The 23221-nt window shown below is 48.2% G+C and carries 22 protein-coding genes; 9 read left to right on the top strand and 13 right to left on the bottom strand.

All coding sequences use genetic code 11. The features are described 5' to 3' along the window. Positions 1–35: 35 nt before the first annotated feature. A complete protein-coding gene (locus QM717_RS03930) occupies positions 36–779 on the bottom strand; it encodes a hypothetical protein (RefSeq protein ID WP_415035068.1) in 744 nt (247 codons plus the stop codon). A gap of 165 nt (positions 780–944) precedes the next feature. On the opposite strand from QM717_RS03930, the gene lysS reads away from it, so the two are divergent. Together lysS and QM717_RS03920 are read left to right on the top strand one after the other, a co-directional pair. After that, positions 945–2657: a lysine--tRNA ligase gene (lysS, locus tag QM717_RS03925; protein WP_415035066.1), complete on the top strand. Its 1713-nt coding sequence runs from the start codon at positions 945–947 to the stop codon at positions 2655–2657. 66 nt (positions 2658–2723) lie between these two features. Next, on the top strand, positions 2724–4220 hold the full coding sequence (locus QM717_RS03920) for a hypothetical protein (protein WP_415035064.1): 1497 nt from the start codon (positions 2724–2726) through the stop codon (positions 4218–4220). A 31-nt stretch (positions 4221–4251) separates the two neighbouring features. Here the strand turns inward: QM717_RS03920 and QM717_RS03915 are convergent, their stop codons facing one another. The 4 genes from QM717_RS03915 to QM717_RS03900 all read right to left on the bottom strand — a co-directional run bounded on the left by QM717_RS03915 (position 4252) and on the right by QM717_RS03900 (position 7707). Continuing rightward, positions 4252–5211 (bottom strand): transporter, encoded by a 960-nt coding sequence (locus QM717_RS03915; RefSeq protein WP_415035062.1) that lies wholly within the window; start codon positions 5209–5211, stop codon positions 4252–4254. A 3-nt stretch (positions 5212–5214) separates the two neighbouring features. Then, a complete protein-coding gene (locus QM717_RS03910; RefSeq protein WP_415035060.1) occupies positions 5215–6267 on the bottom strand; it encodes a cytochrome-c peroxidase in 1053 nt (350 codons plus the stop codon). A gap of 179 nt (positions 6268–6446) precedes the next feature. Further along, positions 6447–7253: an MbnP family protein gene (locus QM717_RS03905; RefSeq protein ID WP_415035058.1), complete on the bottom strand. Its 807-nt coding sequence runs from the start codon at positions 7251–7253 to the stop codon at positions 6447–6449. 79 nt (positions 7254–7332) lie between these two features. Further along, a complete protein-coding gene (locus QM717_RS03900) occupies positions 7333–7707 on the bottom strand; it encodes a hypothetical protein (protein ID WP_415035056.1) in 375 nt (124 codons plus the stop codon). Between the two features lie 117 nt (positions 7708–7824). Here QM717_RS03900 and QM717_RS03895 point away from each other — a divergent pair, with 117 nt between their 5' ends. Together QM717_RS03895 and QM717_RS03890 are read left to right on the top strand one after the other, a co-directional pair. Continuing rightward, a complete protein-coding gene (locus QM717_RS03895; protein WP_415035054.1) occupies positions 7825–8262 on the top strand; it encodes a hypothetical protein in 438 nt (145 codons plus the stop codon). 62 nt (positions 8263–8324) lie between these two features. Continuing rightward, positions 8325–8648: a hypothetical protein gene (locus QM717_RS03890; RefSeq protein WP_415035052.1), complete on the top strand. Its 324-nt coding sequence runs from the start codon at positions 8325–8327 to the stop codon at positions 8646–8648. Between the two features lie 48 nt (positions 8649–8696). On the opposite strand, the gene hemL is transcribed toward QM717_RS03890, so the two are convergent. From hemL to QM717_RS03870, 4 genes are all read right to left on the bottom strand, one after another. Then, positions 8697–9983, bottom strand: coding sequence for a glutamate-1-semialdehyde 2,1-aminomutase (hemL, locus tag QM717_RS03885; RefSeq protein ID WP_415035050.1), 1287 nt, complete (start codon positions 9981–9983; stop codon positions 8697–8699). A 1-nt stretch (position 9984) separates the two neighbouring features. Beyond that, entirely contained in the window at positions 9985–10995 is a 1011-nt protein-coding gene (locus QM717_RS03880) for a glucosaminidase domain-containing protein (protein WP_415035048.1), read from the bottom strand. Then, positions 10988–11887, bottom strand: a complete 900-nt coding sequence (locus tag QM717_RS03875; protein ID WP_415035046.1) for a 1-aminocyclopropane-1-carboxylate deaminase/D-cysteine desulfhydrase — start codon at positions 11885–11887, stop codon at positions 10988–10990. The genes QM717_RS03880 and QM717_RS03875 overlap by 8 nt, the downstream gene beginning before the upstream one ends. 83 nt (positions 11888–11970) lie before the next feature. Next, positions 11971–13806 (bottom strand): T9SS type A sorting domain-containing protein, encoded by a 1836-nt coding sequence (locus QM717_RS03870; RefSeq protein WP_415035045.1) that lies wholly within the window; start codon positions 13804–13806, stop codon positions 11971–11973. Positions 13807–14013: 207 nt separating this feature from the next. Here QM717_RS03870 and QM717_RS03865 point away from each other — a divergent pair, with 207 nt between their 5' ends. After that, the gene (locus tag QM717_RS03865; protein WP_415035044.1) at positions 14014–16011 is read left to right on the top strand and encodes a hypothetical protein; all 1998 of its coding nucleotides are present in this window, start codon (positions 14014–14016) and stop codon (positions 16009–16011) included. Here the strand turns inward: QM717_RS03865 and QM717_RS03860 are convergent. Beyond that, positions 16000–16332, bottom strand: coding sequence for a hypothetical protein (locus QM717_RS03860; protein ID WP_415035042.1), 333 nt, complete (start codon positions 16330–16332; stop codon positions 16000–16002). The genes QM717_RS03865 and QM717_RS03860 overlap by 12 nt on opposite strands. Positions 16333–16359: 27 nt before the next feature. Between QM717_RS03860 and QM717_RS03855 the strand changes: the two genes are divergently transcribed. The 4 genes from QM717_RS03855 (at position 16360) to QM717_RS03840 (ending at position 19457) form a co-directional block, all read left to right on the top strand. Further along, positions 16360–16536, top strand: a complete 177-nt coding sequence (locus tag QM717_RS03855; RefSeq protein WP_415035040.1) for a DUF5522 domain-containing protein — start codon at positions 16360–16362, stop codon at positions 16534–16536. Positions 16537–16738: 202 nt separating this feature from the next. Continuing rightward, the gene (locus QM717_RS03850) at positions 16739–18730 is read left to right on the top strand and encodes a urocanate hydratase (protein ID WP_415035038.1); all 1992 of its coding nucleotides are present in this window, start codon (positions 16739–16741) and stop codon (positions 18728–18730) included. After that, on the top strand, positions 18730–18900 hold the full coding sequence (locus QM717_RS03845) for a hypothetical protein (RefSeq protein ID WP_415035036.1): 171 nt from the start codon (positions 18730–18732) through the stop codon (positions 18898–18900). The genes QM717_RS03850 and QM717_RS03845 overlap by 1 nt, the downstream gene beginning before the upstream one ends. A gap of 20 nt (positions 18901–18920) precedes the next feature. Further along, positions 18921–19457, top strand: coding sequence for a DUF4136 domain-containing protein (locus QM717_RS03840; protein WP_415035034.1), 537 nt, complete (start codon positions 18921–18923; stop codon positions 19455–19457). A gap of 47 nt (positions 19458–19504) precedes the next feature. Here QM717_RS03840 and QM717_RS03835 read toward each other — a convergent pair whose 3' ends face one another. The 3 genes from QM717_RS03835 to QM717_RS03825 are packed head-to-tail and all read right to left on the bottom strand — an operon-like array spanning position 19505 to position 23081. After that, complete coding sequence (locus QM717_RS03835; RefSeq protein ID WP_415035032.1) at positions 19505–19768, bottom strand: hypothetical protein; 264 nt, start codon at positions 19766–19768, stop codon at positions 19505–19507. Positions 19769–19808: 40 nt separating this feature from the next. Further along, entirely contained in the window at positions 19809–20981 is a 1173-nt protein-coding gene (locus QM717_RS03830) for an MFS transporter (protein WP_415035030.1), read from the bottom strand. A 6-nt stretch (positions 20982–20987) separates the two neighbouring features. After that, positions 20988–23081 carry a thiamine pyrophosphate-dependent enzyme gene (locus tag QM717_RS03825; RefSeq protein ID WP_415035028.1) on the bottom strand — a complete coding sequence of 698 codons (2094 nt, stop codon included), beginning with the start codon at positions 23079–23081 and terminating at the stop codon, positions 20988–20990. Between the last annotated feature and the right edge of the window lie 140 nt (positions 23082–23221).

Genomic DNA, 23221 nt, shown 5'->3' with positions numbered 1-23221 from the left:
CAAAGATACAAAGCTTTATGCCAACTAAATCTTAATTATTTCTTGTCGAGCACCACCTCGAAACTCGTCTTGTCGGGCTGCTCCAGGTATTCGGTCAGTGAGAACGGAATCGTAACGGTTTTGCGGTCGTCGCTGTAAAGCGCATTGGGGTTCGAAACCGACTTTACCTTGCGCGGAAAATGGTATTTGATGGTGTATTTCGACGCGGCAAACATCATTTTCATCATACCTGTCGAATCCTTGGACTGCTCCTGCAATTTCGGGTCGATGATCCGCACATTGCGCTTAAAAACTTTCCCGTCGTAGGCGTATTTCAATTCGGTATTCTCGGTGGACATCATCTTTCCAAACGGATTGTCGGGCTGCGATTTCTTGCTCAGCGATTGCATGGTCTGCATCGCCTCCATCATGTCCTGCAATTCCGACGCTTTCTTGAAATCGGTAAACACCGCCATCTTGAACGTTTTTTCTATCGAATTCATTTTGACGTTCATCGCAATCGGTTCGAGTTTCTTTAATCGTTCCTGTTCGGCCAACGGCAATTTCGCGATGCTGTCTTTTCTTTCCTCAAACAATTGCTTGAAGGTAATCGTCGAATCGATGTTTTCTTTTTGGGCGTCTCCCAATTTATCGCCCATCATGCTCATCAGTTCCGAAGCGTCGATGTCGTAAGAGATTTTGCCACTGCCGTCTTCCTTGAGGTAAATGTTCTCGGTAATCTGGCAACTGGTAAAAAACAAGGAAATAAAAACAATTGATAAGGCGTACTGGATTTTCATGATTTTCATTTGAATTGATTAAGCCAAAGATAACGATTCTATCAAAGTTTTGTTACGCCTGTTGGACAGAACCGCAACAACCTGACCCAGCAAAACTTTGACCCACTGTAGCTTTGAAACTTTGAAACTTCTCAATATCTTTGCGCCTTTAAATTTTACCTTACAATGGCACTATCCGAACAGGAATTACTCCGCAGAAAATCACTGGCCGAGTTGCGTAACTTGGGCATTGAGCCGTATCCGGCAAACGAATTTACCACAACCGCCTACAGCGCAGACATTCTCAAGAATTTTGCGCAATACGAAGGTAAGGAAGTCGTTCTTGCGGGTCGTTTGATGTCATTCCGCGACATGGGCAACGCCTCTTTCGCCGAACTCAAGGATGCCGAAGGCCGCATCCAGATTTATGTTTCACGCGATGACATTTCCAACGATGAAGCCAAGACGATGTACAAGGTCGTGTTCAAGAAATTGCTCGACATCGGCGATTTTATCGGGATTCGCGGAACGGTTTTCAAAACCAAAGTAGGCGAAATCTCGGTACATGTTTACGGCTTGACCGTTTTGTCCAAAGCCTTGAAACCATTGCCGGTCGTCAAAACCGACGCCGATGGCAAAGTGCACGATGCGTTTTCGGATGCCGAACAAAGATACCGCCGCCGTTATGTCGATTTGACCGTCAACGACCATGTCAAAGACACCTTCATCAAACGCACCAAATTGTTCAATGCAATGCGCAGTTTCTTCAACGATAAAGGTTATCTCGAGGTCGAAACGCCAATCCTGCAACCGATTCCGGGTGGCGCGGCCGCACGTCCGTTTGTGACACACCACAACTCGCTCGATATTCCATTGTACATGCGAATCGCGAACGAATTGTATCTGAAAAGACTCATCGTCGGCGGATTCGACGGTGTGTACGAATTCTCGAAAAACTTCCGCAACGAAGGCATGGACCGTACGCACAACCCCGAGTTCACCGCGATGGAAATCTATGTCGCGTATAAGGATTACAACTGGATGATGGATTTCTGCGAACGTTTGCTTGAACATTGCGCGATTGCCGTCAACGGCACTTCCGAGGCGACTTTCGGCGAACATACTGTCAATTTCAAAGCGCCATACGCCAGGATTTCGATGACCGATGCCATCATCAAATACACCGGTTTTGACATTTCAGGCAAAACCGAACAGGAATTGTTCGACGCCGCAAAAGGCATGGGCATCGAGGTCGATTCAACTATGGGCAAAGGCAAATTGATCGATGAGATTTTCGGCGCCAAGTGCGAAGGCAATTTCATCCAACCGACCTTTATCACCGATTATCCAAAAGAAATGTCGCCGCTCTGCAAATCGCACCGCGACAACCCGGAACTTACCGAGCGTTTTGAGTTGATGGTGTGCGGCAAGGAAATCGCCAACGCCTATTCGGAACTCAACGACCCGATCGACCAACGCGAGCGTTTCGAACACCAATTGCTGTTGTCTGAAAAAGGCGATGACGAGGCCGGTGCGTTCATCGACGAGGATTTCCTGCGCGCGCTCGAATACGGCATGCCGCCAACTTCGGGAATGGGCATCGGAATGGACCGTTTGATCATGTTCCTGACCAACAATGCCTCGATCCAGGAAGTGTTGTTCTTCCCGCAAATGCGTCCGGAGAAAAAACAAGTCCAGTTGGAATTGACCGAAGACGAAAAAGTGATCATCGGCATGCTCCAATCCGACGACAACCAAAAAATGGATTTGGGCGTACTCAAAGTTTCCGCTGCGTTGAGCGGCAAGAAATGGGACGCCGCAATGAAAGGTTTGTCCAAGCACGGACTCGTAAAAGTAACCGTCGATGGCGACATCAAAACCGTCGAGTACATCGGATAATAAAAATTAAACAATCGAAAATCTGCTCTGAACGGGCAGATTTTTTTTACCTTCAAAAGAAAAACAATGAAAGCAAACACCCTGAAAATAAGCCTGTTGCTCTTGATCAGTTCGGCGCTGAACGCCCAAACCTTTGACTGGAGTGGCAAAAAAACCAAAATCACCGAAGATTCGGAATACCAAACCCAAAGTGTTTTGCTCGGCGACAAACTTTACAATGTCAAGACGAGGTACAACGAAAAAGTCTACAACACCGACGTTTATGTGGACCGCTATGACCTCAAGGACAATTTCGACAAGTCCGAACGCAATCTTTCGGTCGAACAACCCGCGATGGGGCTCAACCTGTCGACTTTCAACAGCATTTTCCCTTATTCTGAAAAGGAATTTGTGGCTTTCTACAGCCTCTACAACAAAACCTCGCGCGAAAACGAACTGTATGTCGAAAAGGACGACATCGATTCAGGCAGTAAAACCAAAGTTGAAATGGTGGCAAAAGTCCCAGGCAAAAGCGGTACGAATCCCGGCAATTTCTATGTCGCGCAATCGGCCAACCGGAAGTTTTATGCGATTGTCGCCCAACCGTTGTACGACAAAAAAATCAACGAAAAAATCACACTGGTTTTGCTCGACGCCAATTTCAAGGAAGTCAAAAAACTCGAATACGAATTCCCGTTTTCGTCCAAGCAATCGGGCGACCAGACGATTTTCGTTTCGGATAACGGCCAGGTATTCCTGATCAAGAACATCGATTTGCCCAAGATGAAACCGTATCTGTCGGCCTATTTTTGGAACACATCGGCCAACACTGTATCAGAAGAAAGTCTCAAACTCGAAAACGATTTGCAGATCAATGCCATCAAAGGCCAGTTCTTAAATAATGAGTTGTATTTGAATGGAACCACCGATGCCGCCGAACGTTACGCAGTGACTTGGGGCCAAGCCTCGCCTGCCGTGGGCATTTTTGCCGCCAAATTTACCGCCGACGGAAAACTGGTTTACGCCAAAAACAACCCGGTCGAGAAATACAAAAACCTCGTGACTTCGGAAGCAATCATCGACGCAGACAAGATTTGGGTCATCTACGACCAGAAATACAAGGCCAAGCGCCGACAACCTGCCGACAAAAACGACCCGCTCAATTACAAATACGATTATGTCTACGATTCGGCTGGAACCGTCGTTTTGATGATCGACAACGCCACCGGAAAAATGGACTGGATCTCGAACATCAAAAACAACGAACGCACGACCGAAAACGACAACGGCGCGTTCAATGCGGCCATGGTTTTCCTCAAAAACGGCAAATTGTCGGTGATTTACAACGATACGCGCAATTTTGGAAAAGCATTGTTGCCCGATTTGCGCCGCGTTCCTGTGATCGAAATGTTTGACCGCTCGGGCAAATCTGAGAAAAAAGACATCGCCAATCCCGGCATCGCCGAGTCGAAGGAAAACTGTTTCGAACTCGACCCGTCTTTTAAAATCCAGCAATCACCGGGCGTCTATATCGTACGCACCCGTTGCAAAGGCGACGCGCGCTACGGCTACCTCAAATTCTAAACAAAAGGAACTCTTGATCGAGTTCCTTTTTTTATAAACTGTAATTGAGATTGATGCTCCAACGGTAATTCGATTCGACATTGCCATTGGACAGGTTCTGGTTGATCGGCAACATCGCGTTGATGCCAACCGAGAGGTTTTTTCGTCCGGCTTCCAATCCGAATTTCCCGAACACAATGTCGCCTGCCGAATCGGGAACGGTTTGCCGGTATTGGCGGTTAGATTCAAAAACTTCCCCAGCGATGCCGAGCTGCGGCACGAGCTTGACCGATTGGCGTTCCATCAGGTAAAAGAACGTCGCGCCATAATTGAGCTGGTCGCCAAACTGGTACAACTTGTCGTTTTCGGTCTTGAAGGTATAATTGCCCATCACATTGAGCCCGATATTGTCTTTCTTGAGCACATATTCGGCGGCCAAAAGGTAATCCCAACTGCCCGTGCCGACCTGGAATCCCGGATTCACGCTGCCTTTGTTGTTCTCTGCGTCGAACTTGCCTGTTGGCGCCTTGACACCGCCGCCGAGTTGGAGTTTGTGTGTAAATACCGTACTGTCTTTCATGGTTTCATACAGATTGTACATCGCCAAAACCGTGACGTCACCGAGTCCGTCAATGTGTTCATCGCCCGTGCTGCGTTTGCGCGTGTGGAAATGATACGGCACCAGAACCGACAACTGTACTTTGCGGATGATCGGGATGCGCGCCCAAACCTGAACCGTGTTGAAATCTTCATCGACCCAAGGCGAATTGTTGAAAATCCCGTCGCGGCTCGTATAGCTCTGGTAGAAATAGCGCACCCCGACAAAATTGTTGTGGAACATCGAACTGAACCCCATGCTGCCACCGTTGGCCGAGCAGCCACAGGCATCACAATCATCGTCTTCCTCGAGCAGCATTTTTTGGAAATGGAATCTGGATAGTGAATCTTTTTCAGTATGGGCAAAAGTGATTTGGAAAACGAAAAGTGTAAAAAGCAAAAAATATTTTTTCATAATCTAGTATTCTGAAAACCGACTGTCATTCAAATAGTCGTTGTCGGTTAGGGTTTTGAGAAAAGCGATGAGTTGTGTTTTTTCGGCGGACGAAAGCGCAATGCCCAACGTCCCGTTTTGGTTTAAAATGGGATCGAGCGTAGCGGAATTTTGTACGCCGTCGCTGTAATGATTGAGCACCGCTTCCAAGGTTCCGAAACGTCCGTCGTGCATGTAGGGTGCGGTTTTTTCGACATTGCGCAAACTCGGCACCTTGAATTTATAGCGGTCACTTTCGAGTTCGGTCACGCGGTGACGGCCTACATCATTGAGTTGTGGGTTGACCGCCAAGCCATTGTTGCGGAACGAATCGTCGGTAAACAAATCGGTGGCGTGACAGGTCGCGCATTTTTGGTTGAACACGGCATAGCCCTGCAATTCCGTTTGATTTAAATTCCCTCCGTTTTCATTGCGGCGGTATTTGTCGAATTTAGAATTCGACGACACCATCATCACCATGAATTGCCCAAGCGCCTTGAGCATGTTTTCGGAATTAATCGGTTTATTCGGAAAAGCCAAGCCAAACAGCCTGCGGTATTCCGGATCGGAATTGAGCAGCGCGACGATCGTTCCCAGATTGCCATCCATCTCAATGGCACTGGTAAGTGGAATGATGGGTTGCAGGTCGAGATGGTCCGAAGCGCCATCGTACATGAAAATGTTCTGGAACGCGAGGTTCTGGACCGAAGGCGTGTTGCGCGTGCCATTGGCGCCATTGACGCCTTGGCTGAACGTGTGGCCGTGGTGCGTAAATGCCGAGGATTGTTCGTGGCAGAATCCGCACGAAATTGTGCCGTCGGAGGACAGGCGGCCGTCGTAGAACAATTTCTTGCCGAGTGCGAAACCCATTTGCGTGGGCGGATTGGTTTCGAGGTCGTAGGCCAAGGCCGGGAAGTTCGACGGAATGTTGAATGCCAACGGAACGTCGATGTATGCCGAATCGTTGGAAACGGTATCCGAATCGGAGCAACCCAGCAGCAGTGCAAACGCGAGCGTGATGAAATAACTGATTTTCATTTTTGAAAAGTTCAATTGAAAGACAAAACCTGTCGCCTAGCCCCGATAGTAGCGTAAATCCTTTTTTATGGATTCGCTGAAACGCAGTGGAAGCAAATCCATAAGCGTAGCGAAAAAAGATTGCAGCGAATAGCGGGACGAATCTTGTTTTGGAAACAGGTGTTGTGCTCCTCAAAAAATTAATCGTTGTGCACGTGCGCGACATGGAACATCGCATTGAGGTTTTGCGTAATGAGCGGTAAGGCCGCCCCGCCCATGATCATCGCGCCCATGCCGCCCATGTTGTGGTCGGTGAGTTTGATTTTGTTGCCGCCATCGATGATTTGGGACAAATCGGCCACGACGTGGATTTCAGGCGTGATGGCGCTGCGAACGAGCGCTTTTTGCGGCAAATCGAGCGTAACTTCGGTGTAATTGTAATCGCTTCCGGTTTTGCCCGTATGAACCATGAAATCGGTTTCGGTGGTTACCGATGGCGAGGTGAATTGGCCTTCGAACGCGAGGAATTTGTAGCCCGCAGACCAGCTCCAGAGCATTTCTTCGGCATCGGCATGCGCGAGGAAATCGCCTTGGCCGTCGGCGCCGAGTTCCCATTGCGCCTGGTCTACGCCAATCCCGAATTTGATTTTGGTGTAGTTGGCTGCGGGGATGTTTTGAAGGTTCAGCATCAGGCTGTTTTCGTCGGCTTCGTTGATGATGAAATAGCTTTGGCTTTTCGGGTAAGTAAACGCCACCCCGTTTTCATCGATCAGGACGATGTTGCTGACGATGTATTTGACGGTGCTGATTTTGAGCACTTCGGCATTCGAGGTCGTGTTGGGCTGGGTGCCGAGGATCAGGTCGTTGCCCGCATAGGAATTGTCGTATTCGACCTTGAGGTTTCCGGTTCCCGTGGTGTTGGTGATGGCGTTGTCGTCGTCGCTGTTGCAAGAAGTCAATAGCATTGTGGCTGCCGCAAGGGCAAAAAAGTTTTTGATGTTTTTCATGATGTTTATTTCTTAAAAGATTGCGTAAAATCGTTGCCGCAACTGACAAAATCAGCCGGGCATTGTGTAAAATCTGGATTTAAGAAATAACCGCGGGTGGATGGAAACAGGAATCTGTGGAAAGGTTTGCGTATAAATTGCGGTACGCTGCATTGAGTTCGACCGGTGCCGGGAATTCAGCGGCCGCGACAGGGTAATCGTTGGGGATCGTGAAGAACAAATCGTTGGTTTCTGAAACTGTGTGCTTTTTGTCGGAAGAAATCGGCTTTTCGTTTTCGGAGGCTTTGGCGAGTTCTTTCATGAGGTAACATTTTCCGTTACAGCCCATTACCGGTTTGTCTTTGTTTTCGCACAATTCGTTGGCGATGTAGTCGTAATTGAAAATGTATTCAAATACCGGAACGATCGGTTTGAGCAGCATGGTGAAGCACAGAATGAATACGATTTTTTTCACGATGCAAATTTAAGTAACAAATTTTTAAGTTTTTTGCCGATGGAGAACAAAAAATTTTTAGCTTTAAACTTTCTAAAAACAAATACGTCTTAGACACTTAATTTTAAAAAAGATACGATGAAAAATTTAATTGTTGCCGCATTATTGATGTTCGGAATGACATCATTTGCCCAGGAAGGTAAACCCATGAAAACTGTAGACCAGCGCGAGCAATTGACTACAGAGCAACGCAATGAAATGCAACTCAAAAGAATGGCCGCCGAATTGAATTTGGACGCCAACCAACAGCAGGAAATGCTGCGCATCATCCAGGACCGTTCGACCAAACGCGAAATGGCACAAAAGGAAAGAGCCGAGAAAAAGCAAAACGGTGAAAAGCCCACAGCCGAAGACCTCCAGAAAAGACGCGCCGAAATGCAGGAGTACAACGAAGCCGAAAAGGCCAAAATCAAGAAACTCCTGACCACTGAGCAATTCACGAAATGGGAGCAGATGAATGCCGAGCGCAAACAGAAAATGACCCAGTCGGCGGCAGGGAAAACGCAGCAAAAATAATTTGGCCGTTAATCAAAAAAAAGTTAGATTTGGCTTGCTAAAAATCATTTAAAAACTATACAATGAAAAAATTAATTGCTGTCGTAACGATGCTGTTGGCCTTTTCCATTTCGGCAAACGCACAAGACAAAAAAGCGGCCGTTGAAGCTGCTGCACAAAAAGACGTTGCCGCGTTGATCGAAAAAGTAACAATCGACCAAAGCCTCAAACAAGACATGTACACGCTGATGGTCATGAAACACGAACAATTGGCACAGGCTAAAACGCAAGCGGATAAAAATAAGGTTTACGCAGCCATGGAACAAAAAATCATGTCTGGAATGGACAAAGAACAACAAAAGATCTTGTCGAACAATCCAGCGTTGCTCAAGCAATTGACACACTAATTGCTTTAGAGACATACAATAAAAAAGCCCGCAATAAGCGGGCTTTTTTTATAGTGTTTGCGATACTTTATCTATCGCCCGTATGGTAAAATCGAGGTCTTCATAAGTCAACGCGTCGGTGATGAACCAAGTTTCATAAGCCGAAGGCGCAATGTAAACGCCTTCTTGCAACAAACCGTGGAAGAATTTGCGGAAATGATCGTTATCGCCTTTGGCCGCGCTTTGGAAATCGGTCACAGGCGAAGCGTCAAAATGAACCGAAATCATCGATCCGACCCTGTTGATGGTAAAAATTACATTGTTTTTCTGCAATACTTCGCGGATGCCTTGCTCCAAATAAGCGGTTTTATCTTCGAGTCTTTGGAAAACACCTGTATCTTCATTAAGGGATTGCAACATCGCCAATCCGGCAGCCATCGCCAACGGATTTCCCGACAAAGTCCCGGCTTGATACACCGGCCCAACAGGCGCCAGGTAATTCATGATTTCATGGCGTGCCGCAAAAGCACCAACGGGCAATCCGCCACCGATTACTTTTCCGAAAGTCACAATATCCGCCTTGACATTGTAGAGTTCCTGCGCGCCGCCTTTGGCCAGACGAAATCCGGTCATCACTTCGTCAAAAATAAGCAAGATGCCATTGGCGTCGCAAAGTTGCCTTAAACCGCGTAAAAAATCGTTTTGCGGTGGCACGCAACCCATATTTCCCGCAACAGGCTCGATGATGATCGCGGCAATTTCATTTGGATTGGCTTCGATCAATGCTGCCACGTTTTCGAGGTCGTTGTATCGGGCCAACAAAGTGTCTTTGGCCGTGCCTTGCGTAACACCCGGACTATTCGGTGTCCCGAAAGTCACCGCGCCGCTTCCGGCCTGGATCAGGAAGGCGTCGGAATGCCCGTGGTAGCAGCCCGAAAATTTGATAATCTTGTCTCTTTTGGTAAAACCGCGCGCGAGGCGAACGGCACTCATACAGGCTTCAGTCCCCGAATTGACAAAACGGATCTTATCGATGTTGGGCACCATTGAAACGGCGAGTTTGGCGATTTCGGTTTCGAGTTCGGTCGGCATCCCGAAAGAGGTCCCGAGCTTGGCTTTTTCGATGACGGCCTGAACAACCGGTTCATAAGCATGACCCAAAACCATCGGCCCCCACGAATTGATGTAATCGACGAAACGATTGTCGTCTTCATCATAAAGATAGGCCCCTTTGGCGCTTTTGGCGAAAATCGGTGTCCCGCCCACAGCCTTGAAAGCCCGAACCGGCGAGTTGACGCCTCCGGGTATGACTTGTTCAGCATCGGCGAAAAGCCGGCTGCTTCTTTGGTATAACATATTATTTTACTTTGAGATTCTGCCCTATCGAAATGGCATTGTCGATGATGTTGTTTTTCCTGCGGAGTTCGTCCACGGAAATATTGAATTTTTTGGAAATCGAATACAAGGTATCGCCTTGCATCACTTGGTACATATCGGCATCGGCGATCGCTGAGTTCTTGTTTACTTCCAAAATAGAAGGTTCTTTTCCCGTCGGCACGAATTCGGTTCCGAGCACCTGTGCATCGTATTTAGCGAGCTGGTATCGGTCGATGATGCCGATTAATTTTTCAGGATACTTTGGATCGGTCGCATAACCTGCTGCCTTGAGCCCTTTGGCCCAGGAAATGTAATCGCCCTTTTCAAGCAAAAACAATCCGGCATAACGCGTTCGTGTTGTCAAAAACAATGAATGGTCGCGGTACGACTCACTTGGTTGCTCATATTGGCGGAAACATTCCTGTTCTTCATCGTCATCATAACGCACGCTTGGCCCGGTCCATTCCTTGTGGCATTTGATCCCGAAATGGTTGTTGGCCAGGATGCTGAGCGGTCCGGTTCCTGCACCCGATTCCAAGATGCCCTGCCCGAGTGTGATACTGGCCGGGATACCGTATTGCGCCATGTTGTTCTGCGCGATGTCTTTGTATTGGTTGATGTAATCCATGACCATCGCGGTGGTTACTTTGACGCGTGTGGTCGCCTCGAGGATTTCTTCCTTCGAATACACCGTAGAATTGCCGGTAGACTTACCACTTTCTTTGGCTGCTTCGTAATTTTCTTCAATCTTTTTGATGTCGGAATTTGAATTCGAAGACTGCCCTTTGGATTGAACCGGTTTGTTTTGCGTCACGGTCCGCGTACCCGTCGTTGGCTTTTTATACGGCTTCTTGGCTGGTGTCTTGCTTCGGCTCGTAACGGCGGTATTCGTTTTTTTCTGTACTGGTCTTGAAGTCCTGACGACCGGTTGGCTTGAGTGGCACGCTGCCATCAGCAGGACAATCATCAAAAGCAATAATTTCTTAATCATGTGTATGCAGTAATGGTAAGTTTTTATTTTTCAATTTCAGGTTCATGCCATCGATGCCTTGCAGCCCGCCGGTATGAATGGCCAAAATCTTTGATCCCGCAGGAAAATAACCTTTCTTCATCAGGTCTATAACGCCAAAAACCATCTTTCCAGTATAAACCGGATCGAGCGGAATCCCCGTATCCTTGTAAAATTGGTTGATGAACCGGATCAACGGCTCGTCTATTTTAGCATAACCTCCAAAATGATAGTCGGTTAGCAATTCCCAATTCGGGTTCCGGGCAAATTTACAAATTTCTTCTCTTAAAAAATTCCCTTTCAAAGCGGGAAATCCTAACACGTTTTGAACAGTTTGGGCAGCATTGATGATTCCAGAGATTGTACCGCCGGTTCCTACGGCACAGCAGATGTAATCAAAATCGGAGTCGGTATCGGTTAAGATTTCTTCACAACCCTTGACCGCCAGCGCATTGGTTCCGCCTTCGGGAAGCAGGTAAAAATCACCGAATTGCTGTTGCAGCCTTGTGGTGAATTCCGTCAGGTCTTTCAATCGGTAGTCTTCGCGTGAGACAAAATGAAGCACCATTCCACAATCGGCTGCCAATTGCAAGGTCGGATTGTCCTTTATTTTACCGTCCAATTCTTCCCCACGAACCACACCGATTGTCCGAAATCCTTGTGCTTTGCCGGCAGCGGCTACTGCAGCGATGTGGTTGGAAAAAGCACCGCCGAAAGTCAGGAGCGTCGTTTGGTCTTGTTTTTGGGCTTCCAACAGGTTGTATTTCAGTTTCCGGAATTTGTTACCAGACACCAAAGGATGGATCAAGTCTTCGCGCTTGATGTACAAGGCGGCGCCATTGATCGAAAGCACATATTGGTTGACGGTTTCCAAATTGATTTTTGTCCAAAATTACGGCAATTCAACGCATAAAAAAAGCAGCCTTTCGACTGCTTCGCTTATATAAGAATGTTTTGTTATTTGCTTTTGAAAACACTGATTTTCTTGCCAAACTGCTGGCTGTCGGTGGTCATGATTTTTACGATGTAGACCGCCTCGGCTATACCCGCTGTCGAAAATTCGTAAGTGTCTTTGGCACCCAGTTTCGTTTTGTTGAAAATCTGCTTTCCGGCGATATCATAAAGCGTCACCGACTTGATGTCCATGTGCTTCGGATTAGAAATGGTCAACAATCCACGGTCGTTGTTTTGGAAAACCCCAAATGCGTCGGCAGCCAATTCGGGCACGCCCAAAGAAGAACCGTCAACAAAAGTCACCTCGTATTGATCGTTTACCGTTCCTGCTGCAATATTGAATTCGTAGTCGGCATTTTTGATGTCGTGGTACACATCGGTCAGTTTGTCGTGCAGGTACACATTTTCGGCCTCCTCGAAGTTGATCATCTCGGCTACCCTCATGCGGAACGATGCCGGAACATTAGACTTGAAACCTACCGGGATTTTTTTGTTGATATCGAAATCGACGACAGAAATCACATAAGGATTGGCATCGATGACGAAATACATGTCGATATCGGTTTGGTCCGGGGATTTGGCATCCATCGCAGGCTCGGCACCGTCAGAGGCACCATCCATAAAAACGAGCGCGGTTTGTTTCACACCGGTATTGTTGAGCAACGTATTGAAACGGATTTGCGGCACTTCAGCCGTGCTGACCGTGGTGTAATCGAACCCTGAAACCGATTGAATCTCCGGCAAGAAAGCAGGATTCGCGAAATTAGCATTCCGGTTAAAATCAGAATAAAAACCTTCCTTGATGTATACACGGTAATTGTTGCTCATCGTCACGTTTCCTCCCGCAGCCCCTTCAATCATGAACCCTTGCCCAATTGGACAGAAGCGTCTTTGGTACATCGTACCGCTACCAACTGCACCCAGTTGTGTCCCAGCACCATCGTAGGCATAAAATGTCGGCGGAACGTAAACCCCCATATTTCCATAAGGCGCCACCGTTGTTCCTCCAAGCGGGGAATAACTGCCGTAACCTCCTTTATAAGAAGCAATCAAATGCGAGTTGGTCGTCGGGTCCTGCTCCCAGAAATAAGCGACCTGCGTCGTATTGGTTGCCGCAAGCAAGAACGCCTTAAGGTCGATGGCAGACGGATACGGATTTCCGGTCAAGGTGCGCATACCCGGACCAACGGTAATGGTGATGTTGCCATCGTTTGGCTTGCCCCTGAAGTCGTAACGTTGCGCACTTCCAGGGTTATTGGTTTGTCCGGCATCCGAAAAAGTAGCATCGGTACCTGAACTTCCTTTCATTGTAAATCCTTGTCCGGCAGCAATCGTCGGAGTAGCACCGCTAGCCGAAACCCATTGCGCATAGGTACTTGAAGAAAGAAATTTGAAAATCCAGCGGTCGGCAATGGCAAACGGGGAAGCCGTTCCATCAAAAACGCCCGCACCAAGCAAGGTGGCCGGTGTACTGGCCGTAACCGTGGTCGGTCGGTTCAGGAAAGCCACGCTAAAGTTTTCATTTCCGGTGGCTGCAGATGCATTTCCGACCGGTGAACACCAATAGTTGTAGGCAAAATTGTTGACCGTCCCTTCCTGAAAAACAGAAAGCTTCCCGGCTCCCTTATTGGCCGAAGTGCTACCTGTTCCTTGCAAGAGTTGCGATTCGTTGCGCAGGTAAATATTTCCGTTCGATTGCAAATCAATATCTTGTTTGACAAAAACCATTTGGTCGTTGACATATACATAACTGTTTGGACTCACAAATACTTGTGCAAAAATCGTCGTTGATGACAAAGCCATCAGCAAACAGAAACTTAAAGTAGAGAATTTCTTCATAACCAGTTGCGTTTAAACGGTATAAAAGTAGAAAAAATATCAAAGCCGCATTCTAAAAAGCAGTAATTATTCTATAAAATACGCAAAATATGTCGTTCGTCCATTTAAACTGTCGTTCGTCGGAAATATAGTAAGAATACAGACACATTTTAGTAGATTTAACTTAAATACCTCTTTTAATTTACTCATTTTCAAACAGACAGGACCATGAAGAAGAATTACCCTAAAATTTTTATGGCTATAGCAATCATGCTGGCCGGAAGTGCGTCTGCCCAAGTCGGGATCAGCACTGCAACCCCAAATGGTGCCTTGGACATCACCTCAACCAATGACGGTTTGTTGGTGCCAAGAATTGCACTGACCAATACCACAACCGCAACGGTGGTCACTCCGACAACCTCGGAGTTGGTCTACAACACGGCGACCATCAATGATGTCACACCTGGTTTTTACTATTGGGACGGCGCCAAATGGGTACGCTTGCAAGCCGGAAAAACCGCTTGGGAATTGACCGGAAACAGCGGAACCGTAGCCGGAACCAATTTTATAGGCACTACCGACGCCGTTGATTTGCGTTTCAAAACCGCTGGCGCCGATCGTTGGAACATTTCCAATGCCAACAACGGCCAATTGCAATCCTATTCATTAGGTACTGCCGCCTTGCCTACCTATTCTTTCCAAGGCGATCCCAATACAGGTGCCTTTAGTTCGGGTGCAGATGCATTCGATTTTACAACAGGCGGTACAGCAAGATTCCGTATCCCGAATGCCAACCAGGTTCATGCCTTGGCCTTGGGTACCGCGGCCTTGCCTTTCTACTCTTTTCAAGCCGACCCCAACACTGGCATTTTCAGCCCAACCGCTGACATGCTCGCCTATACAACCGGTGGCGCCGAAAGGATGCGCATCAACACCACCGGACAGGTTTTCATCAATTCACTGACTACTATCGCTGGCGACCGCTTTAGTGTATTCAACACAGCCGCCACTGATTATGCCGTCAATGGCTATTCCTCTGGAACTGGTGTAGGGGTTTACGGTGGAAATACCGGAACCGGTTATGGCGTTTATGGTGCCAACGGAAGTACCGGAATCGGCGTACTCGGAGAAAATATTAGCAACGGAGCTGGCGTTTATGGCATTACAGCAGGAGCAACCAGCGCCGGTGTATTTGGTGTGGCCAATGCGGCAAACGGAAGTGCCACTTATGGACAAACAACCGGAGCTGCAGCCAATGGCGTTGAAGGATTTGCTTCTGGCGCAAGCGGAACCGGCGTTTACGGATCAGCCTCCGGAAATCTCGCTGTTGGCACATTCGGGATCACCAATGTCGCCAACGGAAGCGGTGTCTGGGGCTACAACCTCCACGCCAGCGGAACCGGATTGCTCGGCAGCGGAAACAACCAATCCGCCAATTATTTAACCGCAGGTTCGGGCGGTGCTTTCACAGGCACCATCACCGGATCGGTATCGTATAGTAAAAATGCCGTCAGTACAGGCGTAGTCGGTGCCGGAAACAACCTTGCTGCCACCACCATCACCCAAGGCAGCGGCGGGGCTTTCAACGGCAACCAATGGGGCGTTTTCGCCAATGCGGCGCTTTCTGGATCCGGAGCCACCGACCGTGCGGCTTTCGTAGGAAATTACAATGACAACGCCACTGCATCCACCGTTTATGTGGGTGCGAGAATCGGCGGTGTACATTATAAAGTATTGGGACCGGGTGCCGCTTCGGTATCGACAACGATGCCAACCCGCGACGGCGAACGCGTACTTTTCGCGCCCGAATCGCCCGAAAACTGGTTCTTCGACATCGGCGAAGCGACTCTGGTAGACGGCAAGGCAACCGTGACCATCGACCCATTGTTCGTAGACTGTATGTCCGACTCTAAACCATTCAAGGTATTCGTGCAAGGTGGCGAGGACACTTACGGTTCGATCCGTGTGACAAGAGATCAAAACGGCAAAACGTTTATCCTCGAAGATATGGGCGGCGCGAGCAGCGGAACAGTGCAATACAGCATCTACGCAATCTGGAAACAAAAAGAAAACCTGCGTTTCCCGAAATACCAGCCGTCTTTCCAAACCATCGAAAACGAATCGGCTACGACGCGTCAAAAAGAGATGCCTAAAGCCCGAAAAGCCGAAGTCACCACTTCCAAAAAACCACAGTCACAACCGCAAACGCTGACTTCAGCGCAATAAATACTTCCTAAAATTCCAGAAAGACCTCGATTGCAAAAAGTCGGGGTCTTTTTCGTTGGCATAAGCCTCGCGTTCAAAACTGATGTTGCGGTAGGCCAAACGTTTGTTGCGGTATTGCACCAACCGAAACAAATATTCCAATCCATACCAAATGAAAAACGGCACAACCAAAAGCTCCAACTGCTGCCGGATGTGGATTTTCTCATGCCGCAACAAAACTTCAAAATCCAAATCATTTTTTCCACGCAGAATCACAAACGGAAACACCGTCAAACCGCGGAAACCTTTCGGGATTAAATATTTGGAAACAATCAAAAACATTCGCGTTATCTTACTATTTTTGTAGCAATGAACGAGCAAAATAAGGAAAATAAACCAATCGAAGGCGAAGATTTTTATTACACGCCCGAAGGCTACAAATGCTTTACCGAAAAATACCACCTCAAACGTGGCTATTGCTGCCGAAGCGGTTGTCGGCATTGCCCTTACGGCTTCGACAAACGAACTGGGGAAATTAGAAAATGAGGCAATTGGTCAATTAGAAAATTTGGGCGTTGCCTGCGGCCGCGCTTTCCGCGGTGCACGGCACCTGGCTGCACCCGAGGCAAAGCCGAACTGAGCGAAGCTAATCGCTAACGCGGTCGTCCAACAACGAAGATACTAACATTAACGAACAACAATCCAAAGCGCAGTGTGTCCAAAGCCAAGGCGTGTCAACAAAAACAATATGACTTTCAAAGAACAAATCCAACAAGGAATTCCAACCGTACTCCCGAATCCCAAACCGTACGAGCCCAACATCAACCATGCACCGAAAAGAAAGGAAATCCTTTCTGCAGACGAAAAGAAACTCGCATTGCGCAATGCACTGCGCTATTTCGACCCGAAAGACCATGCGGTGTTGGCCCCCGAATTCCTCGACGAACTCAACACTTACGGCCGCATCTACATGTACCGCCTGCGCCCCGACTATGAAATGAAGGCGCGCCCGATTTCGGATTATCCCGGAAAATCTGAACAAGCCAAGGCGATCATGCTCATGATCCAGAACAACCTCGATTATGCCGTCGCCCAACACCCGCACGAACTCATTACGTATGGCGGGAACGGCGCCGTCTTCCAAAACTGGGCGCAATATCTTTTGACCATGAAGTATCTGTCCGAAATGACCGACGAGCAAACGCTCACGATTTATTCAGGCCATCCGATGGGATTGTATCCGTCACACAAGGATGCGCCGCGCGTGGTCGTGACCAACGGCATGATGATCCCGAACTATTCCAAACCCGATGACTGGGAAAAATTCAACGCGCTCGGAGTGACCCAATACGGCCAGATGACCGCCGGAAGTTACATGTACATCGGGCCGCAAGGCATCGTACACGGAACAACGATTACGGTTTTGAACGGTTTCCGTAAAATCAAAACCAATCCCGAAGGCAATTTATTTGTGACTTCGGGACTCGGCGGTATGAGCGGTGCGCAACCTAAAGCGGGCAACATCGCGGGCTGCATCACGGTTTGCGCCGAAGTCAACCCCAAAATCACGCACATCCGTCATTCACAAGGTTGGATCAACGAAGTCATTGAAAACATAGACCAATTGGTGAGTCGCGTCCGCCAAGCCAAACAAAACAAGGAAACCGTTTCGATCGCCTACCTCGGCAACGTCGTTGACGTCTGGGAACGATTCGACGAGGAAAACCTCTACATCGATTTGGGTTCTGACCAAACATCGCTACACAACCCATGGGCGGGCGGTTATTATCCGGCGGGAATTTCTTTTGAGGATTCGAACAAGATGATGGCCGAAAATCCAGAATTGTTCAAGCAAAAAGTACAGGAATCGCTGCGCCGTCAAACCGACGCAATCAACAAACACACCGCCAAAGGCACTTATTTCTTCGATTACGGAAACGCTTTCTTGCTAGAAGCCTCGCGCGCCGGCGCCGACATCATGGCCGCCAATGGTATCGATTTCCGTTACCCGAGCTACGTGCAGGACATCATGGGACCGATGTGTTTCGATTACGGATTCGGGCCGTTCCGTTGGGTTTGCACCTCGGGAAAACCCGAAGATTTGCAAAAAACGGATGATATCGCATGCGCGGTTCTAGAAAAATTGGCCAAAACCGCTCCGGAAGAAATCCAACAGCAGATGCAGGACAACATCCGTTGGATCAAAGGTGCACAACAAAACAAATTGGTCGTAGGCTCGCAAGCCCGAATCTTATACGCCGATGCAGAAGGTCGTATCAAGATCGCCCAAGCGTTCAACCAGGCGATTGCCAAAGGTGAAATCGGCTATGTCGTTTTGGGTCGCGACCACCACGATGTTTCGGGCACGGATTCGCCTTACCGTGAGACATCCAACATCTATGACGGCTCTCGTTTTACTGCCGATATGGCCATCCAAAATGTCATCGGGGACGGCTTCCGCGGGGCGACCTGGATCAGCATCCACAACGGTGGTGGCGTGGGCTGGGGCGAGGTTATCAACGGCGGATTTGGTATGGTTCTTGATGGTTCCGAGGCCGCTTTGAGACGACTGGAATCGATGCTTTTTTGGGACGTGAACAACGGAATTTCCAGAAGAAGCTGGGCCAGAAACGACGGAGCGATATTCGCCATAAAAAGAGCGATGGCCACGCAGCCTTTACTCCGAGTGACCATCCCGAATCTAGTAGACGACACTATTTTAGACAACTTGACCACCTGATGAAAAAAGCCAGCAGCATAGAATTGATGATTATGGGGATTTGTTTGATCCCATTGGCCATCTTTACGGACAATTGGATTGCCCAAGCTGCTGCGCTCGTCGTATCGATTGCCCTGAACATTGCAGCCGTCGTCAAAAGCTTTAAAGAGAAAAACGAAGAACAATCTTAAATCTCAAAAAATCAATTGCTATGAAGACTTTGAAATTTTTACCTGTACTGCTGCTGTTCGTGCTGGGCTCTTGTTGCTCGGTCAGGGTGGCTTCCGATTACGACAAGAACGTCGAATTCGGTCAATTCAAAACCTATGCTTTCTACAAAAACGGCATCGATAAAGTCGAAATCTCCGACCTCGACAAGAAGCGTATTTTACGCGCAATCGACGAAACCATGGCCGCCAAAGGTTTTACCAAAAGCGACAATCCCGATTTGCTTGTCAACTTTTTCACCAAGGCACGCGAACAAGTCAGCGTGAACCAATTCAACGCCGGTTGGGGTTATGGCTGGGGCTGGGGTTGGAACCCGTACTTCTGGGGTGGCAATACTTCGGTTTCAACAAGCACTGAAGGCACACTTTACATCGACCTGATCGACGCCAAGAAAAAGGAAATGATCTGGCAAGGCGAAGGTGTCGGTTACCTGACGCAGGATTCCGAAAAGAAAGACGAAGTGATCAAGAATTTCGTCGCGAAGATTTTGGAACAATATCCGCCGCAGAAAAAACAATAACCTGAATTAAATCCTAAAAACCGCAACGTTAAGCTGCGGTTTTTTATTTATTGGTATTTGGAAATCTCCTCCTTTGAAATGCAATGCCCCAAATGCAGGGCTTTCTCGTTTTCCTCGGCGCTTCCGTCTACAAAATAAATCGGGATCGAGGCCGTGCTTTTGCGCTGCAAAATCGCAGCCGCGGTTTGTCGGCCGTGCGATGGTTTGTCGGCATAGTTGATGAAAATCTGATCGGGTAAGATTTCTCCCGCCTTCTTGTAAGCCAATCCTCCATCGGCGGTAAAAGTGGCCTCTGGAAAATAATGTTTCAATGATTGTGCAACCGAAAAATCAACAACAAGAATGTTCATTTCAATGACTGGATAATGTGTTTTTTTTCAAAAAAAAGGCAGTGCCGACAAACAGACCTATCAGACTCAAAACAATACCGCTCCCCATCAATTCTGCCGTTTCCCGACCCGCATCGTGTAACAGGTAAATCGGGTAAAAATAACCCAGTATCTTAGACGGCACCATCGACAGTGCCGTGACGATGGCCAGGTATTTTGGATGGGCATATCGGGTGATGATGGAATACATAATGGGTTGGATGTGAAGTTCCGACAGGGCCAACATCAACATCACCAAAAAGTAGTCGAGCAGTGAAAACTGTGGCGAACCGGACTGTCCCGATAAAAATAGAAAAGCCAATGCCCCAAACAAAAAACCAATGGCAAGCTTGATCCACGGACTGTATGATTTGAACATCCAAATCAGGCCAAAAACCAAGCACAACGGAATCAACACGACGACAGAGCCACTCCCGACAAGTCCCGTCAATTCTGGGTAACTGCCCAGCAATTTTTCTTGCATCGGATAGAAACTTTCGGTGGCAAATTCATAAATGATCCAATACAGGGAAACAATAAAAATACTGCCCCCGACAATCAAAAATGCTTTAGCTTTTTTGAAATCCTCCACAACAGCCGCCTCTTGTGGCTTGACAAAAAATGCCAAGATCGCCGAGGCCAACAACAATGTTCCTGCGCAAACGAATCCGAGGATAAAACTTCCGTACCCTACCAAAGTTGAAATCAAAAAACCTCCCGCAAAAGCAGCAATATTGACCAGTGCATAGAGAAAAGCAAACTGTGCATCGAGCGATTGCTTCTGATCGAGATGGTATTTGCCAAATTGCGCGAGAAAATTGCAATCGAACAACCCAAGCCCGATGCTCAACAGAGCCAAACCAACGTACAGACTTTGCATGGCAGGAATGCAAAGCGCAAATGCCCCCAAAGCCATCGCAGCCGCTCCAATAATCATGGCTTTTCTACTGCCCAACAGCAAATCGCCCAACAAGGCGCCGGGCAAGTAACTCAAGGTGAAGGCCAACATCAGGTAACCATAAATTTCGACCGATTTTTGTTCCCCAAGCTGCAAAATCCCATTGACCATGTACAACACCAACACACCCCTGACACCATAGAATCCGGCCCTTTCGAGCACACGGCAAAAAATCAAAAGTAGCGTTTGTGGGCTCATCGGGTGTCAGTAGCGGAGCAATTCCTCCATTTTGGTTTTCACTTTTTCCGAAGACGGAATCATCGTCGCTTCCAAAGTCGAATTGAGCGGAATCGCCGGCATATTTTCTGACCCGATGACCATTACGGGCGCATCAAGGTATTTGAAGCACTTTTCCTGGATCATTCCGGCCAGGCTTCGCGCAAAGGAATTATTGACCGGTTCTTCGGTCACGACCAAACATTTTTTAGCCTTCTTCACCGAATTGATGATGGTTTCCTCGTCGAGCGGATACAACGTCCTTAAATCGACGATTTCTACTTTGTCTTTCATCTGTGCCGAAGCATTCAAAGCCCAATGTACGCCCATTCCATAGGTGATGACCGAAATCGTTTCTTCCTCATCCTGTTTCCAGATTTCCTGAACGACATTGGCTTTCCCGAATGGCAACACATAATCTTCAGACGGTTCGTTGACGCGCGCCGCCTCGGTTCCTTTGACTTTCGACCAATACAATCCTTTGTGCTCCAGAATGACCACTGGATTCGGGTCGTGGTAAGCCGATTTCAAAAGCCCTTTCAAATCGGCACCGTTGCTCGGGTAAGCGATTTTGATGCCGCGGATATTGGTCAAAACGCTTTCCACCGAAGATGAATGGTACGGCCCGCCCGATCCATACGCGCCGATCGGCACACGCAAAATCATCGACACCGGCCATTTGCCATTGGTCAGGTAACATGAACGCGACACTTCGGTAAACAATTGGTTCAAGCCCGGCCAGATGTAATCGGCGAATTGGACTTCGACAATCGGTTTCAACCCGACCGCGGACATGCCCACCGTCGAACCGACGATAAAGGCTTCCTGGATCGGCGTATTGAAAACTCTTTCGTCACCGAATTTTTGCGCCAGGGTCGCCGCTTCTCTAAAAACACCGCCCAAGCGCCCGCCCACGTCTTGTCCATAGAGCAAACATTCTTTGTTGTCGCGCATCAATTCCTCAACGGCAAACAAGGCGCAATCCACCATGACGACTTTGTCTTCTCGTTCGGGACTTCTCTCGCCTTTTTCTTCGAGAATCGGTGTCGGCGCAAAATCGTGCGTAAACAAATCTTCCGGTCGCGGATCTTCGGCTTGTAAGGCTTTATCGTAATCGGCTTTGACTTTGGCCAAAGCGTCTTTTTCAATTTTTATAATTTCTTCAGAAGTGAATCCGGCATCAACCAACTGTTTCTTCAACACCGGATACGGATCGCGCGACTGCGCTTCGGCCAAATCGTCGCGGTACCATTCCATACGAACCCCGGAAGTGTGATGGTTTAAGAGCGGCACTTTCGCATGCACCAAAAACGGACGCCTTTCTTCTCGCATCGTTTTCAAAACCTTTTGAATTGTTAGATAACTTTCGGTAAAATCGGCCCCGTCAATCGAAATGGCTTCGATGCCGTGAAACCCTTTGGCATATTCAAACGCATTCTGTGCACGTGTTTCTTTGGCATTGGCCGAAATGTCCCAGCCGTTGTCCTGTACGAGATACAGAATCGGCAGTTGCTTCAAAGCCGCCATTTGGAACGCTTCGGCAATTTCACCTTCGGTTACCGATGCGTCGCCCAAGGAGCAAACCACAATCGGCTTTTGCTTCGCCAGTTCGCCTTTCAGGCTCGGGTCTTGGTTTTTATCCTCGATGCCAACGTTCTCTTTGTACCAAAATCCCATCGCCGCGCCCGTCGCCGGAATCGCCTGCATTCCAGTTGCAGATGATTGGTGTGGAATCTTCGGTTTATCGGCATCGCGCAAACTCGGGTGGCAATAGTACGTGCGCCCGCCCGAAAACGGGTCGTCGCGCTTGGCCATCAATTGCAGCATCAAATCGTATGGCTGCATCCCGATGCCGAGCAGCATCGCATCGTCTCGGTAATACGGGAATGCAAAATCCTGCGGCAACAGTTGCATCGCCGTTGCAATTTGGATCGCTTCGTGCCCGCGCGAGGTCGCATGCACGTATTTCGACACGACTTTAAAGTTTTCCTCGTACCACTGGGCCATCTCTTTGGCTGTCGCCATTGTGGTGAATGCTTGTTTGAGAATGATTTTGTTTAAGGTTTTTTCAGCTACTTCCATCTTATTCTGTTGGCCACGAATTCACAAATTTTCCCTTGATTCGTGCATTCGTGGCTATTTTATTTGGGCAGACATTTCACGCTGTCCGCTGTATCTTTTTTTACTTCGTCAGTTCGGCCTTTGGCCTCGGGTCGTTCCTC

The sequence above is a fragment of the Flavobacterium sp. genome (assembly GCF_047602195.1).
GTDB lineage: Bacteria > Bacteroidota > Bacteroidia > Flavobacteriales > Flavobacteriaceae > Flavobacterium.
This window is presented reverse-complemented; position numbering and strand designations above follow the sequence as displayed.